Here is a 15,676-nt window from a genome sequence, read left to right on the forward strand (position 1 = left end):
CCCCGCCCGGCCGCGGGTATTCTCGGACGGTGACGGATCCCCAGACCAGCGGCGGGCGTCGGGCATCCCTGCTCGCCCTCGCCGGGGCGGTGTCCATCGGCGCGATGACCGCGATCCAGGCCCGGGTGAACGGCCAGCTCGGCGTGCGGATCGACAACGGCATCCTGGCGGGCTTCGTGTCCTTCGCGGTCGGCCTGGTGCTGCTCTGCGTGCCGGTGCTGCTCACCCGTTCCGGTCGCGCCGGCCTCGGCCGGCTGTGGAGCGGGATCCGCACCCGCCGCGTGCCGTGGTGGATGCTGGTCGGCGGCGCCTGCGGCGCGCTCACGGTCTCGACCCAGGGACTCGTCGCCGGCGTTCTCGGCGTCGCGCTGTTCACGGTCGGCGTCGTGGCGGGGCAGACGCTGCACGGGCTGCTGCTGGACCGGCTCGGGTTCGGCCCTGCCGGTGTCGTCGCAGTCACCCCCGGACGTCTGCTCGGTGGGCTGTGTGCGCTCGTGGCCGTCGGTGTCTCGCTCGGCGGAGACGTGCTGGCCCGCGCGCCGCTGTGGATGCTCGTGCTGCCGCTCCTGACCGGCGCGGGGATCGCCTTCCAGTCCGCCGTGAACGGACGGCTCGGTCAGCGCATCGCGTCACCGCTCGGCGCGACCTTCATGAGCTTCGTCGGCGGGGTGGCGGTGCTCGCGATCGCGGCGATCGCGAGCATGCTCGTCACCGGCCCGCCCGCGGCGTTCCCCGCGGCGTTCCCGGGCAACCTCTGGCTCTACCTCGGCGGACTGCTGGGCGCCTCGTACATCCTGCTGGGCGTGGTCATCGTGGCGCGGACCGGAGTGCTGCTGATGGGCCTGGGCGCGGTGCTCGGCCAGCTCGTCGTCTCGGTGCTCATCGACGCGCTGTGGCCGCCGGCGTCGGGGCCCGCCGCCTGGCAGGTCGCGGTGATGGTGCTGGCCGCGGTGCTGTCCGTGCTGGTCGCGCTGCCCTGGCGGACGCGCGCGCATCGCGGCGCGGCGCCCCTGGCGGATCCGCTCAGCCCGGCAGGGCGGTGAGCAGCGGGGCGGCGTCGACCTCGCGACGGCTGCCGGGGGAGCGATCCGGCTTGCCGCCGACGTAGAGCCAGCCGAGCAGCGCCTCGTCCGGGCCGAGCCCGTGCAGGGCGGCCACCTCGGGGCTGCGTGTGTAGTCGCCGGTGCGCCACATGACGCCCCAGCCCGCCTCGTCCAGCAGCAGGCTCAGCGTGTGCGCCACCCCGGAGGCGACGGCCTCCTGCTCCCAGCGCGGCACCTTCTCGCTCGGCCGGAAGCTGGCCACGACGGCGATCAGGAGCGACGCACGCAGGGGCTTGGTCGAGGGATCGCGCTCCTGGCGGACGACGGAGATGGCCCGCCCGAGACGCACGCGGTCCTCGCCGCGCAGCTCGATGAGCCGCCACGGCTGCAGCGCGGAGTGATCCGCCACGCGTCCCGCCGCGGCGATGAGCGGCAGCAGCTCCTCGCGAGTGGGGGCATCGGGGGTGACCTTCGACCACGACTGCCGGGCGCGGACCGCCTCGAGTGCGGTCATGCGGCGCTGTCGTCCGGCTGGGCGGCGTCGGGCTGGAACGACAGTGCGATCGAGTTCATGCAGTACCGGTCGCCGGTCGGGGTGCCGAAGCCGTCGGGGAAGACGTGCCCGAGGTGAGAGCCGCAGTTCGCGCAGCGCACCTCGGTGCGCACCATCCCGAGCGTGGTGTCCTCGATCAGCTGCACCGCCTCGGGGCGCACCGACTCGTAGAAGCTGGGCCAGCCGCAGCCCGAGTCGAACTTGGTGCCGCTGCGGAACAGCTCGGCCCCGCACGCACCGCAGGTGTACAGCCCCGCGCGGTGCTCGTCGAGCAGTTCGCCGGTCCACGGGCGCTCGGTCGCGGCTTCACGCAGCACGGCGAACTGCTGCGGGGCGAGCTCGGCGCGCCACTCGGCATCGGTCTTGGTCACGCGGTGCGACATGGATCCTCCCGGGGTTCTCATCCATTCTCCCGCGATCGGAGCAGGACGGGGCGACCGCGCCGCGCGCCGCCCCGGGGCGCGGGGTTCTCGGACGTACCCTGATCAGGTGACCGACCTCCTCAGCGACCGCGATCGGGTGATCCTCACCTTCGAGGCGCGCCGGCCCGGGCACTCGAGTGCCAAGGAGGAGGCGATCCGCGCCGAGCTGCAGCTGACGCCGGCCCGGTACTACCAGCTGCTGGACCGCGTGATCGACACGGAGCAGGCGCTGGTGCAGGATCCTCTGCTGGTGCGTCGTCTGCGCCGCATCCGGGACGACGCAGCGCGTCGACGCGACGATCGCACCGCCGCGTCGGCGGGTTGAGGGCGCCCATCCGCGCGGCGCCCACCCGCGCCCGTCGTGTGCGGGGATCCTCAGGGCTCGTCCGGATAACATCGGGGAATGCCTGAATCCGCGCGCGACCGATTCGACGTGATCCCGCATGCCCAGGGACGCGTCGGCGCCCACCGTGCCGAGAACCCCGGCATGCACGGCTGGTTCGTGCTGCTCTGGGCCGCGGTGGCGACCGTGGTGCTCATCGCGGTGGGCATCTTCGCGGCGATGGTCGCCATGGACAAGATCAGCTTCGGCTCGGCGCCGGCTCCCAGCATCAGCCCGACCGCCACGCCGACCAAGCCCGCGCTGGACACGTCCTACGCGGTGTTCGTGCTGAACGGGACCACAGCGACAGGGTTCGCGACCGCGACCCGCGACACCATCGTGAACGCCGGTTTCCCCGGCACCGCGGTGGCGGCCGCCGACGCCGACAAGCAGGACATCGCCGTCACGACGGTCTACTACCAGACCCCGGCGGACAAGGCGGGCGCAGAGGCGCTCGCGGCGCTGATCGGGGCGACGAACACCGCCCAGAGCGACGTGTACGCGAACGACGTCGTGCAGGGGCAGAAGCAGCTCACGGTGGTGCTCGGCCTGGATCTCGCGAAGAACGCGCCGACGCCGGCGGACACGTCGGGCGGCTCGGGAGGCTGACCCGCGCGCCGCGGCGGCGGCTTGCACTCTCAGGGGTCGAGTGCCAGACTGGCTTTAGCACTCGGCTGATCTGAGTGCTAACCCCCATTGTCTACGTCCAGGAGGGACGACAGTACTCATGGCAAAGATCATCGCTTTCGATGAGGAGGCCCGCCGCGGCCTCGAGCGCGGCCTGAACATCCTGGCCGACGCGGTCAAGGTGACCCTCGGCCCGCGCGGCCGCAACGTCGTGCTCGAGAAGAAGTGGGGCGCGCCCACGATCACGAACGACGGCGTCTCCATCGCCAAGGAGATCGAACTCGACGACCCGTACGAGAAGATCGGCGCGGAGCTCGTCAAGGAGGTCGCCAAGAAGACCGACGACGTCGCCGGAGACGGCACCACCACAGCCACCGTGCTCGCCCAGGCGCTCGTCCGCGAGGGCCTGCGCAACGTGGCCGCCGGTGCCGACCCGATCAGCCTGAAGAAGGGCATCGAGAAGGCCGTCGCCGCCATCACGGCCGAGCTGCTCGCCTCCGCCAAGGAGATCGAGTCCAAGGAGCAGATCGCCGCCACCGCGTCGATCTCGGCCGCGGACCCGGAGATCGGCGCGCTCATCGCCGAGGCCATCGACAAGGTCGGCAAGGAAGGCGTCGTCACCGTCGAGGAGTCGCAGACGTTCGGCACCGAGCTCGAGCTCACCGAAGGCATGCGCTTCGACAAGGGCTACCTGAACCCCTACTTCGTCACGGACCCGGAGCGCCAGGAGGCGGTCTTCGAGGACGCGTACATCCTCATCGCGAACCAGAAGATCTCGAACATCAAGGATCTGCTGCCGATCGTCGACAAGGTGATCCAGGACGGCAAGGAGCTCGTCATCATCGCCGAGGACGTCGAGGGCGAAGCCCTCGCGACGCTGGTGCTGAACAAGATCCGCGGCATCTTCAAGTCCGTCGCCGTCAAGGCTCCGGGCTTCGGCGACCGCCGCAAGGCGCAGCTGCAGGACATCGCGATCCTCACCGGCGGCACCGTGGTCACCGAGGAGGTCGGTCTCAAGCTCGAGAACGCGACCCTCGACCTGCTGGGCCGTGCGCGCAAGGTCATCGTCACCAAGGACGAGACCACGATCATCGAGGGTGCCGGCGACGCCGAGCAGCTCGCCGGTCGTGTCACGCAGATCCGTCGCGAGATCGAGAACACCGACAGCGACTACGACCGCGAGAAGCTGCAGGAGCGCCTCGCCAAGCTCGCCGGCGGCGTGGCCGTCATCAAGGCGGGCGCGGCCACCGAGGTCGAACTCAAGGAGCGCAAGCACCGCATCGAGGACGCCGTCCGCAACGCGAAGGCTGCCGTCGAAGAGGGCATCGTCGCCGGTGGTGGCGTCGCCCTGATCCAGTCCGGCACGAAGGCCCTCGCGGGTCTCCAGCTCGAGGGCGACGAGGCGACCGGCGCGAACATCGTGCGCGTCGCGATCGAGGCGCCGCTCAAGCAGATCGCGCTGAACGCCGGGCTCGAGCCGGGCGTCGTGGCGCACAAGGTCTCCGAACTGCCGATCGGACACGGCCTGAACGCCGCGACCGGCGAGTACGGCGACATGTTCGCACAGGGCATCATCGACCCGGCCAAGGTCACCCGCTCGGCGCTGCAGAACGCCGCGTCGATCGCCGGCCTGTTCCTCACCACCGAGGTCGTCGTGGCCGACAAGCCGGAGAAGGCGGCCGCCCCGATGGGCGACCCGTCCGGCGGCATGGACTTCTGAGTCCAGGCACCCCTTTCAGAAGGCTCCCGGGATCCGTCCCGGGAGCCTTCTGGCGTGTCGGCTCCGCGCGCGCTCAGCGGAACAGCGAGGCGGAGTAGTCCTCGGCCTGCGCATACTGCTGCCCGGCCGCGCTCATCGCCTGCGCGATCGCGGCGAGGGCCTGCTCCACGTGCGCATACGCGCCGCGCCACTGCTCGGCTGCGTTCTGGCAGGCGATGGCGGCCGAACCGGTCCAGGACGACTGCAGTCCGGTGAGCTGCGCCATCATGGTCGTGGCCTCGGTCTGGAGCCGGTCGGCGGTGCCGCGCACGGCGTTCGTCGTGCTGAGCACGGCCTCGGTGTCAACGGTGTAGACGGACATGGGGATCCCTTCGTCGAGTGTGTCTGATGCGATCGACGTTAGACAGCGCGGCGGGGCCGCTGAGGCGCCCGCACGCAATCGGTGCAGAGTCCGGCGCCGACGCGCACTGTGCGGGAGCACCCGCGGCGTGTCAGCGCGACAGGTCGAGCGGCTCGATGGGCTGCGTGTCCTGCAGCAGGTGCTCCGGCGTCGAGCGGGAGGGCGCGAGCGGCAGGGACACCGTGAACGTGGCACCGCCGCCGGGGGTCTCGGTGACCTGCACCGAGCCGTTGAAGGCGCGCACGATCGAGGCCACGATCGCGAGTCCGAGTCCGGCGCCCCCGGTGTCCCTGGTGCGCGACGAGTCGGCGCGCCAGAACCGCTGGAAGATCTGATCCCTGATCTGCTCCGGCACGCCCTCGCCGTGGTCCACGATCGAGAACCAGCCGACGCCGCGATGCCGATCCGCGCCCACGACGACCTCGATCGGCGAATCCTCGGGAGAGAAGCGCCGGGCGTTGCCGAGCAGGTTCGCGATCACCTGACGCACCTTGTTCTCCTCGCCGAGCACGATCGGCGGCGTGGAGACGGGCACGACCACGGCCTCGGAGAAGTCGATCTCCGGGAGGGCGGGATCCTCGCGCGGGCGACGACGCAGGATCGCCGGGATCCGTCCGCGCGGGGGCGTCGTCCTGGTCGTGAGAGTGGTCTGCGTGACCGCGGTGGGGGAAGGCTCCGCCGGCGCGACAGGCCGGGCCTCCGCGGTCATGTCGACGACGGTGACGGGCCGCTGCGGCGATGCCGCCCGCACGTCGAGCGCCGCGTCCTGGGCGAGGGGCCGCAGATCGAGCGGCTCAATGGTGAGCTGACGCTGTTCGTCGAGGCGGGCGAGAGCCAGCAGATCCTCGACGAGCACGCCCATCCGCAGCGCCTCCTTCTCGATCCGGTCCATCGCCCGCGTGGTGTCCTCGCCGGGCTTGATCGCGCCCATGCGGTACAGCTCCGCATAGCCGCGCACGCTCACCAGCGGGGTGCGCAGCTCGTGGCTGGCGTCGCCGATGAAGCGCCGCATCTGCTGCACCGTGCGGTCGCGCTGCGCGAGTGAGGCGTCGACGCGATCGAGCATCGTGTTGATGGCGCTGTTCAGCCGGCCCACCTCGGTGGTCGGCTCCAGATCGGTGAGGCGCTGGCTGAAGTCGCCGGCCGCGATCGCCATCGCCGTCGACTCCACCCGGCCCAGACGCCGGAACGTCAGGGTGACCAGGCCCCGGGTGAGCAGCGCGGCGATGATGATGGTCACGAGCGCGACGGTGGTGAACACCCCGAAGAACGTGGCGATGATGCGATCGACCTCGTCCAGCGACAGCGCGACGACCTGGGTGTAGGTGACGTTGGTGGTGGGATCCTCGCGCACCGCCACGGCGGCACGGAACTCGGATCCGTCCTTGCCGGTCAGCACGCGCGATTCGCTGCGCGCCGCGTCCTGGGTCGCGACGGCCAGCGGATACGTGGCGGGGAACGCCGGCTTCACGGCCTTCTCGCCACCACCGCCGGAGTACACCAGCGTGCCCTCGGGGTTGTAGATCGCGACGAAATAGTCGGAGAGGCGCAGGGTCTCGTCCTTCAGCGTGACCGTGAACTTCCCGGATCCGTCTGCGGAGATGGTCGCGAGATCGCTCGTGACCAGCGTCGGCAGCTGCGATTCGACGTTGCTGATCAGGAGGTTGCGGAGGATCGGCATGGTGCCGACCCCGGTGACCACCAGCCCCAGCGCGAGCACGCCGACGGTGACGCCCGTGACCTTGGCCCGCAGGCTGATCCGGCGCCACCACCGCGTGATCGCGTCAGGACTGTTCGCCATCCGTTACGCGGACTTCCCCACTTTGAGCATGTAGCCGAAGCCGCGCTTGGTCTGGATGACCGGCTCCTCGGTGTGCGGATCGATCTTGCGGCGGAGGTAGGAGATGTAGCTCTCCACGATGCCGGCGTCGCCGTTGAAGTCGTACTCCCAGACGTGGTCGAGGATCTGCGCCTTGGACAGCACGCGGTTGGGGTTCAGCATGAGGTACCGGAGCAGCTTGAACTCGGTCGGGCTGAGCTCGATCGGGCTGGAGCCGACGAACACGTCGTGCGTGTCCTGGTCCATGGAGAGCTCTCCGGCACGGATCACGGACTCCTCGTCGGCCTGCATGGTGCGGCGCAGGATGGCCTGGGCGCGGGCGACGATCTCATCCAGCGCGAACGGCTTGGTGACGTAGTCGTCGCCGCCCGCGTTGAGTCCTTCGATCTTGTCCTCGGTCTCGTCCTTCGCCGTGAGGAACAGGATCGGAGCCGTGAACCCCGCACCCCGCAGCCGCTTGGTGACGCTGAATCCGTTCATGTCGGGGAGCATCACGTCGAGGATGATGAGGTCGGGCTCCTCCTCCAGCACGGCCGAGATCGTGGCCGCGCCGTTGGCGACCGTCTTCACCGAGAATCCGGCGAAGCTCAGGCCCGTGGAGAGGACATCGCGGATGTTGGGTTCGTCGTCGACGACCAGGATGCGCGCTTCAGTCATGCCCCCATTATGGTGACCGGATCCCTGTTCGTGCTGATTGCGGGCGATTCCCCTGGCGATGCATGGGTCGCGGGGGCAGAGTATTCGCATGAAGATCGAGATCATCGCGCACCAGCCCCCCTATCGGATCGGCGTCATCGTCGGCAGCCTGTCCGCGCAATCGATCAACCGGAAGCTGGCGAAAGCGCTGAGTCGGCTGGCCCCGCCGGAGTTCGAGTTCTTCGACATCTCGTACGCGGATCTGCCGCTCTACAACCGTGACTTCGATGCTGACTTTCCCCAGGTCGCGCTGGACTTCAAGGCCGCCGTCGCGAGCGCCGACGCGCTGCTGTTCGTGACGCCGGAGTACAACCGATCCGTTCCCGGTGCACTGAAGAACGCGATCGACTGGGGAAGCCGCCCCTGGGGCAAGAACGTCTGGCTGAACAAACCCACCGGTGTGATCGGTGCGTCGACCGGCGCGATCGGCACCGCGGTCGCACAGCAGTCCCTGCGCAGCACTCTGGGTTTCCTGAATGCGCGCCAGATGACGTCCCCCGAGGCCTACATCCAGTTCACGCAGGGGCTGGTGGACGACGACGGCACGGTCACGGTGCCCGCCACGGAGGACTTCCTGCGCATGTACATGACGGCGTTCGCGGAGCACATCCTGCGCGTGCTCACGGTCATCCCGCGCCCCTGAGCCGGTGAGCCGCATGGAGGACGAGGAGTACGGCGGCGACGCCGCATGCTGGCTCTCCCAGGTGTGCCCGGAGTGCGGTGCACTGCTGGATGATCTCACCGCCCCGTGCTGGCGCTGCGGGCTGCGACCGGGTGAGGAGCCGTCGAACTGATCAGGCCATGAGCGCGGTGCTCAGGCGAGCTCGAGGTCGTGCGCGTCCATGATCGTGTAGCTGTAGCCCTGCTCAGCCAGGAAGCGCTGACGGTTCTGCGCGTAGTCCTGGTCGACCGTGTCGCGGGCGATGAGCGTGTAGAAGCTCGCGGTGTGCCCCGACTCCTTGGGGCGCAGCAGGCGACCGAGGCGCTGTGCCTCCTCCTGACGGGATCCGAAGGATCCGGACACCTGGATCGCCACCGATGCCTCCGGCAGGTCGATCGAGAAGTTCGCGACCTTCGAGACCACGAGCAGTTCGATCTCGCCCTCGCGGAACTGCTTGTACAGCCGCTCGCGCTCGTCCACAGACGTCGCGCCCGTGATCTGCGGCGCGTTCAGCGCCTCGGACAGCGTCTCCAGCTGATCCAGGTACTGCCCGATCACGAGGATCCGCTCGCCGGGGTGCTGGGCGATGAGCTCGCGCACCGCCGAGATCTTCGCGGGTGCGGACGCCGCGAGCCGGTAGCGCTCGTCGTCGGTGGCGGCGGCGTACTCCAGCCGGTCGTCCGGCGGCAGGTCCACCCGCACCTCGTAGCAGGCGGCCGGGGCGATGAAGCCCTGCGCCTCGATCTGCTTCCACGGCGCATCGAACCGCTTGGGCCCGATCAGGCTGAACACGTCGCCCTCGCGGCCGTCCTCGCGGACGAGGGTCGCGGTGAGCCCGATCCGCCGCCGCGCCTGCAGATCGGCGGTGAGCTTGAACACCGGTGCAGGCAGCAGGTGCACCTCGTCGTAGATCACCAGACCCCAGTCCATCGCGTCGAGCAGCGAGAGATGGGCGTACTCGCCCTTCCGCTTCGCGGTGAGGATCTGGTAGGTCGCGATCGTGACCGGCTTGACCTCCTTCACCTGCCCGGAGTACTCGCCGATCTCCTCCGCGGTGAGGCTGGTGCGCTTGATCAGCTCATCACGCCACTGCCGCGCCGACACGGCGTTCGTGACGAGGATGAGCGTGGTGGTCTTGGTCGCCGCCATCGCCGCGGCTCCGACGATCGTCTTGCCGGCGCCGCAGGGGAGCACGACCACGCCGGATCCGTCCTTCTCGTAGGCGTCGACGGCCTGGCGCTGATAGGGGCGCATCTCCCAGCCGGTCTCCGCGAGCGCGATCTCGTGCGGCGTGCCGAGGGTGTAGCCGGCCAGATCTTCCGCCGGCCAGCCGATCTTCAGCAGCTCCTGCTTGATCTGGCCGCGCGCCCAGGCGTCGACGACGTACGAGTCGGGGGTGGGGTGCCCGATGAGCAGCGGCTGGATCCGCTTGTTCCCGGCGACCTGGGTGAGCACGGCCGGGTCGGTCGAGCGCAGCACGAGCAGGCCCTCGTTGTCGCGCTCGATCACGAGCCGGCCGTAGCGGTTCACGGTCTCGCGGATGTCGACCGAGACCGACGGCGGCACCGGGAAACGGGACCAGCGGTCGAGCGTGTCGAGCATGTCTTCGGCGGTGTGCCCCGCGGCTCGCGCGTTCCACAGTCCGAGCCGGGTGATCCGGTAGGTGTGGATGTGCTCGGGCGCGCGCTCCAGCTCGGCGAAGATCGCCAGCTCGTGCCGGGCGCTCTCAGCATCGGCGTGTGCGACTTCGAGCAGCACGGTGCGGTCGCTCTGGACGATCAACGGGCCATCAGACATAGCGGTCCAGTCTACCGGTCGCCGGTGTCGGTCGGTCCGCGGCGGTCAGGATCCCGGCTCCTCGACGGCACGAGTGGACAGGATCGAGCGGATCGGCAGGGTGCGCTCCACGTCTCCGGCGCGGTCCCTGCCGCGCAGTCGGCCCCCGCCGAACCCGGTCACCTCGAGCACGAGTTCGCGCGTGGATCCGTCCGGCATCGCCACCGCGACCGCGAGGACGGCCCGCTGCCTCGCCGCGTGCTCGAGCTCGCGCTCCAGCCACGCGGCGTCCGCATCCGTTCCCCGGGCGTCGCGCAGCCGCGCGATGAGCGGCGCATACCGGACCTCGGCCGGCTCTTCAGCGACGGGAGCCGTGGCGTGCGTGCGCGACGGGCGCTCCACACCGCCCTGCCGGTCAACGAGCGCCGCGGGGTAGTGCTCGTCGGTGAGCGCCCAGAACACCGTGTCGCGGTTGACCCGGGTGGTGAGCGAATCGTCCTCCGGGATCAAGCCGAGCGGACGCAGCGCCTGATCCACCCCGATCGCGTCGAGCAGGTGGACGTCGCCGCTGCGGATCCGGGTGCGCCCGGTCTCGGGATCGGTGCCGACCTGCACCTGGCCGTGCCGGGCGGCGCTCTGGGAGAGGAGGTAGCGCAGCGGCTGTGGCACGCCCGTCAGCGAGATCTCCTCCAGGAAGGCGATGATCGACTCGGCGCGCTCGCCGGCCGACAGCGCGCTCGTGAGCGAATCGGCCGTGAACCGGTAGGACGACGCCTGACTGGCGGACTCGCGTGCCGCCATGCCGCGCAGGCGCAGGTCGAGCGCGGGCAGCAGCGGACCGGGGGCGATCGCGGTGAGGTCGTTCTGCAGGAAGATCCGATCCACCTCGGCCGGCACGAAGGGGGCGAGCGCGGCCGGATCCGGGTCTTCTCCGCGCCGCGCTGCTGCCGCCCAGGGCATCTCGGAGATTCCGGCACCCGAGTCGGCACCCGACCCGGCATCCTGATCCGCGACGAGCCCGAGCAGGCGCGCCTGCCGCGCCAGCGATGCGGCCTTCGCCGCCCACGCCGGATCCCAGGGGTGCTCGCCCGGCCAGCATTCGAGCCGGATCCAGCCGCCCTCCGCGGTACGCAGCGCCGGCGGCAGCGCCGCGCGGAAACCCGCGACCAGCTGCGCCCAGCGGGCGGGTCCGGGCAGCCGCAGCCAGGCGGCGCCCTCATCGGCGAGGCTGAGGGTGCGCTCCACGGGGCGCAGCAGGCCTGCCTCGGACCCGAGTGCGAGCAGGTCGTCGAGCAGCGGCACCGCGTCGGGGAGGCCGCGTTCGACCAGCCGGCGCTTCTCGGACAGGCCCACGGTCCCGCCGGCCAGCAGCGCGAGCGGCGCCTCCTCGGCCAGCAGCAGAGCGTCGGCCAGGGTCGCGACCGTGGTGAAGGCGCGTTCCGCCGCGCTGGCGGAGGAGGACTCGTCGGCCGGGACGGGCACCGCCGGTGCCGTCGGAGCGGGCTCCGGGACCTCTCGTCCGGCGACCGCGGCGGCGACGGGAGGGGGAACGGATCCGCCGGACGGCGACAGCAGCGCCAGGTCGCGGAGGGCATTCGCGGCATCGCCCGGATCCGCTCCGTTCGCGGCACGGCTCAGCGCGACCGCCTCGGCGCGGGTCAACCGCGGCAGGATCCGGGCCAGCGAGGCCGCGTCGAGGAGCCCTTCTGCGGCGTCGAAGAAGTCGTTCCAGCCGTTCTCGGGGCGTACCTCGCGGCGGGCGAACAGGGCGGCCAGGTCCTCGTCCGTGCGCGCCGAGAGAGCCTCGGCGAGAAGTCGCGCGTGGGTGCTCATGGCACGAGCGGCTCGCCGGCGTCAGGAACGCCGGGCAGCGCGGCCTCTCCGCACCGAACTCATGATGAGCAGCGCGATGATCAGCAGGAACGCGATCGGCAGACCCCAGAACGGGAAGACGCCCACGATCGGCCAGGCGCCGTGCGTGAAGTCCGCCTGCTTCATCCCGACGGCGGTGCCGATGATGATCGTGAAGAAGCAGATCACGGAGAGCGCGGCGAGAGCGAGGGCGCCGAAGGTGAGGAACCGATCGATCGCGCGGATCTCTGGCTCGTCGGCATGCGGCGGAGTGCTCATCCGTCCCAGCCTACCCGCTCCGCGACCGGTAGGCTGGTGGGGTGCGGGCTTCCGCACGCGCCCAGATCGGGTCCTTCGGATCCGGCATCCCGAGTCACGCAGCGAGGTTCTCCCATGCCCACCGGCAAGGTCAGGTTCTACGACGACGAGAAGGGGTTCGGCTTCATCACCACCGATGACGGCCAGGACGTCTTCCTGCACGCCACGTCCCTCCCCGCCGGCACCGCCGTCAAGGCCGGTTCCCGCGTCGAGTTCGGCGTCGCCGACGGCAAACGCGGTCTGCAGGCGCTGTCGGTGCGCGTGCTCGATGCTCCGGTCAGCCTGGCTAAGGCGAAGCGCAAGCCGGCAGACGACATGGCGGTGATCGTGGAGGATCTCGTCAAGCTGCTCGACGGCATCGGCGGCGACCTCCGGCGCGGCCGGTACCCGTCCTCCAGCCACGGCCGCAAGATCGCGGCGATGCTGCGCACGGTGGCCGAGGACTTCGATGCCTGAGTCCGGCTCGGAGCCGGCATCGGCCGAGCCCACGACCGCCCAGGAGGCGGCGCCGGTCTCTGCCCCCGTCGTCAGCGAACGGCTGCTCGGCGCGCGGGATCTCGCGCTCGCCGCGCTGCACGAGATCACCCCGGCATCGTCCGTGGGCCCGGCCGCCGGCTACCTGCCGGAGACCGACGGCGTGCTCTCGCTGCGGTTCGAGAACCGCCTCGCCGGCTACCCGGGCTGGTACTGGACGGTCACCCTCGCCCAGGTCGGCGACGAGGAGCCGACGGTGCTCGAGGCCGAGCTGCTGCCCGGCGCCGGCGCGCTGCTCGCACCGGAGTGGGTGCCCTGGGCCGAGCGTCTCGCCGACTACCGCGCCCATCAGGCCGAACTCGCCGCGTCGGCCGAGGCCGAGTCCGGCGCGGACGCCGACGGGACGGACGGCGACGGATCGGACGAGCATGCGGACGACGATCTCGACGACCTCGACGCCGACCTCGAGGATGACGACGATCTGGACGAGGACGAGGACGAGGATCTCGCCCCGCACCTGCACGCCGGCGACCTCGACGGCGTCGACATCGATGAGCTCGACGACTCCGCGCTCGACGACTCCGCAGCCGACGACTTCGCGCCGGATCACGACTCCGAGGAGGAGTGATCGGCGCGGCACGCACGCCGCACACCTGAGAAAGGCGTCACCCGCACGGGTGGCGCCTTTCTCATGTCAGGACGGTCCGGGTCAGGACCCCTGGTGCTCCAGCACGTAGTCGATCGAGCGGATCAGCTGGCGCACGTCGTCCGGTTCGATCGACACGAACGTCGCGATGCGCAGCTGGTTGCGGCCGAGCTTCCGGTACGGCTCGGTGTCGACGATCCCGTTCGCGCGCAGCGTCTTCGCGACCGCCGCGGCGTCGACGGACTCGTCGAAGTCGATGGTCGCGACCACAGGGGAGCGGTCGGCGGGATCCGACACGAACGGGGTGGCCACCGTGCTCGCCTCCGCCCAGCGGTACAGCTCCTGCGAGGATTCCGCGGTGCGTGCGGCGGCCCAGGCGAGCCCCCCCTGGTCGTTGATCCACTGCAGCTGCGAGTCCAGCAGGTGCAGGGTCGCCAGCGCCGGGGTGTTCAGCGTCTGCTCGAGGCGCGAGTTGTCGACGGCGTTCTTCAGGCTGAGGAACTCCGGGATGTACCGCCCCGAGGTCGCGATCCGCTCGATCCGCTCGATCGCCGCGGGGGAGACCGCGGCGAAGAACAGCCCGCCGTCCGAACCGAGGTTCTTCTGTGGCGCGAAGTAGTAGACATCCGTCTCGGCGAGGTCGACCTCGATGCCCCCGGCCGCGCTGGTCGCGTCGATCACGGTGAGGGCGCCGTCGGCGGGCACGCGCTCGACGGGCGAGGCGACACCGGTGGACGTCTCGTTGTGCGGCCAGGCGTACACGTCCACGCCCTCGACGACCTCCCAGGCCGCACGCGTGCCCGGCTCGGCCCGGCGGACATCGGGATCCTGCAGCCACGGGGTCTTCGCGGCGGCGGCGAACTTGCCGCCGAACTCGCCCGAGACCAGGTTCTGGCTGCGGTTCTCGATGAGCCCGAACGCGGCCGCGTCCCAGAACGCGGTCGAGCCGCCGTTGCCGACGATGATCTCGTAGCCGGAGGGCAGGCGGAACAGCGAGGAGAGACCTTCGCGGACGCTGCGCACCAGGTTCTTCACGGGAGCCTGCCGATGCGAGGTTCCCAGCAGACTGGACCCCACCGCCGCGAGAGCGCTGACCTGCTCCGGGCGGATCTTGGACGGACCGCATCCGAAGCGGCCGTCGACGGGCAGAAGGTCGCGGGGAATCTCGATCGCCATGCACCGAGTCTAGAGTTCGGCATGGCTGCCGCCCGACCGCGTGACAGCCTGTGACGGCGCTGCCCGCGGGGCGCCGACGGCCGGGATCCCGGCCATGCGGCAGAAGGTAGGCTTGCCTAACAAAGCGTGACGGAGTGTCCGAGAGCACAGGGGGATCCATGACCGATCTGATCGACACCACGGAGATGTACCTCCGCACCATCCTCGAACTCGAGGAGGAGAACATCGTGCCGCTGCGCGCGCGCATCTCCGAGCGTCTCGGCCACTCCGGGCCGACGGTGTCGCAGACGGTCGGACGGATGGAGCGCGACGGCCTGGTCGTCGTCTCCGAGGACCGCAGGCTCGAGCTCACCGAGGCCGGCCGCCGCAAGGCCGTCGACGTCATGCGCAAGCACCGCCTCGCGGAGCGGCTGCTCTCCGATGTCATCGGACTGGACTGGGCGTACGTGCACGAGGAGGCCTGCCGCTGGGAGCACGTGATGAGCGAGCAGGTGGAGCGTCGCCTGGTCGAGCTGCTCGGGCACCCCACCGAATCCCCCTACGGGAACCCGATCCCCGGACTCGACCAGCTCGGCGGAGCCCCGTCCCGCACCTTCGACGAAGGCGTGATCGGCCTCGTCGTGCACATGAACACGGTGGGGACGCCGACCGAGGGCACCGTGCGCCGACTCGCGGAGCCCGCGCAGGTCGATCCCGAGCTGCTGGAGCAGCTCCGGGACGCGGGCGTCGTGCCGGGCGCACGCGGCCGATTCCGCTTCAACGAGGGCTACGTGCTCATCGAGGTCGACGGCAAGGATGAGGGACTCGAGCTGCCCGTCGAACTGGCCTCGCACATCTTCCTCGTCGCCTGAACGGATCCGCGGCGCGTCGCCGGAACGGATCCGTGTCTGGACATCGCCTGAGTGCGACCGCGTCGACCTGCGCCGAATCAACGATCAGCAGATCCTTTGCTGAGCGTGACATGATCGTGACTTTCCGATAGCGTCGAAGGGTCGTCGGCGAGAAGCCCGCTGTCGGCCTCCACGGCGCTCGCCTCATCGGTCCGTCGCCGTCGTGGGGAGATCTGTGTCCGCGCCCTGTGCGGGCCTACC

At 70.5% G+C, this 15,676-nt stretch carries 18 protein-coding genes; 9 read left to right on the forward strand and 9 right to left on the reverse strand.

What is annotated here, in order from left to right; genetic code table 11:
* Window positions 1-29: 29 nt before the first annotated feature.
* Complete coding sequence (locus ABD882_RS11590; RefSeq protein ID WP_345187098.1) at window positions 30-1,043, forward strand: DMT family transporter; 1,014 nt, start codon at window positions 30-32, stop codon at window positions 1,041-1,043.
* On the opposite strand, the gene ABD882_RS11595 is transcribed toward ABD882_RS11590, so the two are convergent.
* Window positions 1,024-1,557, reverse strand: a complete 534-nt coding sequence (locus ABD882_RS11595; RefSeq protein WP_345187100.1) for a nitroreductase family protein — start codon at window positions 1,555-1,557, stop codon at window positions 1,024-1,026. The two genes, ABD882_RS11590 and ABD882_RS11595, sit on opposite strands and share 20 nt — an antisense overlap.
* Window positions 1,554-1,979: a peptide-methionine (R)-S-oxide reductase MsrB gene (msrB, locus tag ABD882_RS11600; protein ID WP_345187258.1), complete on the reverse strand. Its 426-nt coding sequence runs from the start codon at window positions 1,977-1,979 to the stop codon at window positions 1,554-1,556. Before msrB ends, ABD882_RS11595 begins: the two co-directional genes overlap by 4 nt.
* A gap of 106 nt (window positions 1,980-2,085) precedes the next feature.
* Between msrB and ABD882_RS11605 the strand changes: the two genes are divergently transcribed.
* The 3 genes from ABD882_RS11605 (at window position 2,086) to groL (ending at window position 4,747) form a co-directional block, all read left to right on the forward strand.
* Window positions 2,086-2,343 carry a DUF3263 domain-containing protein gene (locus ABD882_RS11605; RefSeq protein ID WP_345187102.1) on the forward strand — a complete coding sequence of 86 codons (258 nt, stop codon included), beginning with the start codon at window positions 2,086-2,088 and terminating at the stop codon, window positions 2,341-2,343.
* A 78-nt stretch (window positions 2,344-2,421) separates the two neighbouring features.
* Window positions 2,422-3,009 (forward strand): LytR C-terminal domain-containing protein, encoded by a 588-nt coding sequence (locus ABD882_RS11610; protein WP_345187104.1) that lies wholly within the window; start codon window positions 2,422-2,424, stop codon window positions 3,007-3,009.
* Window positions 3,010-3,127: 118 nt separating this feature from the next.
* Window positions 3,128-4,747 carry a chaperonin GroEL gene (gene groL / locus ABD882_RS11615; protein WP_345187106.1) on the forward strand — a complete coding sequence of 540 codons (1,620 nt, stop codon included), beginning with the start codon at window positions 3,128-3,130 and terminating at the stop codon, window positions 4,745-4,747.
* Between the two features lie 73 nt (window positions 4,748-4,820).
* Here the strand turns inward: groL and ABD882_RS11620 are convergent, their stop codons facing one another.
* The 3 genes from ABD882_RS11620 to ABD882_RS11630 all read right to left on the reverse strand — a co-directional run bounded on the left by ABD882_RS11620 (window position 4,821) and on the right by ABD882_RS11630 (window position 7,644).
* Window positions 4,821-5,108 (reverse strand): WXG100 family type VII secretion target, encoded by a 288-nt coding sequence (locus ABD882_RS11620; RefSeq protein ID WP_345187108.1) that lies wholly within the window; start codon window positions 5,106-5,108, stop codon window positions 4,821-4,823.
* 130 nt (window positions 5,109-5,238) lie between these two features.
* Entirely contained in the window at window positions 5,239-6,948 is a 1,710-nt protein-coding gene (locus ABD882_RS11625) for a sensor histidine kinase (protein ID WP_345187110.1), read from the reverse strand.
* Between the two features lie 3 nt (window positions 6,949-6,951).
* Window positions 6,952-7,644 (reverse strand): response regulator transcription factor, encoded by a 693-nt coding sequence (locus ABD882_RS11630; protein ID WP_345187112.1) that lies wholly within the window; start codon window positions 7,642-7,644, stop codon window positions 6,952-6,954.
* Window positions 7,645-7,732: 88 nt separating this feature from the next.
* On the opposite strand from ABD882_RS11630, the gene ABD882_RS11635 reads away from it, so the two are divergent.
* Window positions 7,733-8,326, forward strand: coding sequence for an NADPH-dependent FMN reductase (locus tag ABD882_RS11635; protein ID WP_345187114.1), 594 nt, complete (start codon window positions 7,733-7,735; stop codon window positions 8,324-8,326).
* Window positions 8,327-8,330: 4 nt separating this feature from the next.
* Complete coding sequence (locus tag ABD882_RS11640) at window positions 8,331-8,477, forward strand: hypothetical protein (protein WP_345187116.1); 147 nt, start codon at window positions 8,331-8,333, stop codon at window positions 8,475-8,477.
* 20 nt (window positions 8,478-8,497) lie between these two features.
* On the opposite strand, the gene ABD882_RS11645 is transcribed toward ABD882_RS11640, so the two are convergent.
* From ABD882_RS11645 to ABD882_RS11655, 3 genes are read right to left on the reverse strand one after another with little or no spacing between them, the layout of a single operon-like run.
* On the reverse strand, window positions 8,498-10,141 hold the full coding sequence (locus ABD882_RS11645) for a DNA repair helicase XPB (protein ID WP_345187117.1): 1,644 nt from the start codon (window positions 10,139-10,141) through the stop codon (window positions 8,498-8,500).
* Between the two features lie 45 nt (window positions 10,142-10,186).
* Entirely contained in the window at window positions 10,187-11,953 is a 1,767-nt protein-coding gene (locus ABD882_RS11650) for a helicase-associated domain-containing protein (protein ID WP_345187119.1), read from the reverse strand.
* Window positions 11,954-11,974: 21 nt separating this feature from the next.
* Window positions 11,975-12,250 (reverse strand): multidrug ABC transporter ATPase, encoded by a 276-nt coding sequence (locus ABD882_RS11655; RefSeq protein WP_345187121.1) that lies wholly within the window; start codon window positions 12,248-12,250, stop codon window positions 11,975-11,977.
* Window positions 12,251-12,364: 114 nt separating this feature from the next.
* Between ABD882_RS11655 and ABD882_RS11660 the strand changes: the two genes are divergently transcribed.
* Together ABD882_RS11660 and ABD882_RS11665 are read left to right on the forward strand one after the other, a co-directional pair.
* Window positions 12,365-12,745 carry a cold-shock protein gene (locus ABD882_RS11660; protein ID WP_345187124.1) on the forward strand — a complete coding sequence of 127 codons (381 nt, stop codon included), beginning with the start codon at window positions 12,365-12,367 and terminating at the stop codon, window positions 12,743-12,745.
* Complete coding sequence (locus ABD882_RS11665; protein WP_345187125.1) at window positions 12,738-13,391, forward strand: DUF3027 domain-containing protein; 654 nt, start codon at window positions 12,738-12,740, stop codon at window positions 13,389-13,391. The genes ABD882_RS11660 and ABD882_RS11665 overlap by 8 nt, the downstream gene beginning before the upstream one ends.
* 81 nt (window positions 13,392-13,472) lie before the next feature.
* On the opposite strand, the gene serC is transcribed toward ABD882_RS11665, so the two are convergent.
* Window positions 13,473-14,585, reverse strand: a complete 1,113-nt coding sequence (serC, locus tag ABD882_RS11670) for a phosphoserine transaminase (RefSeq protein ID WP_345187127.1) — start codon at window positions 14,583-14,585, stop codon at window positions 13,473-13,475.
* Window positions 14,586-14,743: 158 nt separating this feature from the next.
* Between serC and ABD882_RS11675 the strand changes: the two genes are divergently transcribed.
* The gene (locus ABD882_RS11675) at window positions 14,744-15,436 is read left to right on the forward strand and encodes an iron-dependent transcriptional repressor DtxR (protein WP_345187129.1); all 693 of its coding nucleotides are present in this window, start codon (window positions 14,744-14,746) and stop codon (window positions 15,434-15,436) included.
* Window positions 15,437-15,676 lie beyond the last annotated feature (240 nt).

Origin of the sequence: Microbacterium panaciterrae, assembly GCF_039541635.1 — a bacterium.
Taxonomy (GTDB): domain Bacteria; phylum Actinomycetota; class Actinomycetes; order Actinomycetales; family Microbacteriaceae; genus Microbacterium; species Microbacterium panaciterrae.

Coding starts and splice junctions, on each gene's coding strand:
- ABD882_RS11595 (WP_345187100.1), bottom strand. CDS start 1,557: ATGACCGCACTCGAGGCGGTCCGCGCCCGGCAGTCGTGGTCGAAGGTC.
- msrB (WP_345187258.1), bottom strand. CDS start 1,979: ATGTCGCACCGCGTGACCAAGACCGATGCCGAGTGGCGCGCCGAGCTC.
- ABD882_RS11610 (WP_345187104.1), top strand. CDS start 2,422: ATGCCTGAATCCGCGCGCGACCGATTCGACGTGATCCCGCATGCCCAG.
- groL (WP_345187106.1), top strand. CDS start 3,128: ATGGCAAAGATCATCGCTTTCGATGAGGAGGCCCGCCGCGGCCTCGAG.
- ABD882_RS11620 (WP_345187108.1), bottom strand. CDS start 5,108: ATGTCCGTCTACACCGTTGACACCGAGGCCGTGCTCAGCACGACGAAC.
- ABD882_RS11625 (WP_345187110.1), bottom strand. CDS start 6,948: ATGGCGAACAGTCCTGACGCGATCACGCGGTGGTGGCGCCGGATCAGC.
- ABD882_RS11630 (WP_345187112.1), bottom strand. CDS start 7,644: ATGACTGAAGCGCGCATCCTGGTCGTCGACGACGAACCCAACATCCGC.
- ABD882_RS11635 (WP_345187114.1), top strand. CDS start 7,733: ATGAAGATCGAGATCATCGCGCACCAGCCCCCCTATCGGATCGGCGTC.
- ABD882_RS11645 (WP_345187117.1), bottom strand. CDS start 10,141: ATGTCTGATGGCCCGTTGATCGTCCAGAGCGACCGCACCGTGCTGCTC.
- ABD882_RS11650 (WP_345187119.1), bottom strand. CDS start 11,953: ATGAGCACCCACGCGCGACTTCTCGCCGAGGCTCTCTCGGCGCGCACG.
- ABD882_RS11655 (WP_345187121.1), bottom strand. CDS start 12,250: ATGAGCACTCCGCCGCATGCCGACGAGCCAGAGATCCGCGCGATCGAT.
- ABD882_RS11660 (WP_345187124.1), top strand. CDS start 12,365: ATGCCCACCGGCAAGGTCAGGTTCTACGACGACGAGAAGGGGTTCGGC.
- ABD882_RS11665 (WP_345187125.1), top strand. CDS start 12,738: ATGCCTGAGTCCGGCTCGGAGCCGGCATCGGCCGAGCCCACGACCGCC.
- serC (WP_345187127.1), bottom strand. CDS start 14,585: ATGGCGATCGAGATTCCCCGCGACCTTCTGCCCGTCGACGGCCGCTTC.
- ABD882_RS11675 (WP_345187129.1), top strand. CDS start 14,744: ATGACCGATCTGATCGACACCACGGAGATGTACCTCCGCACCATCCTC.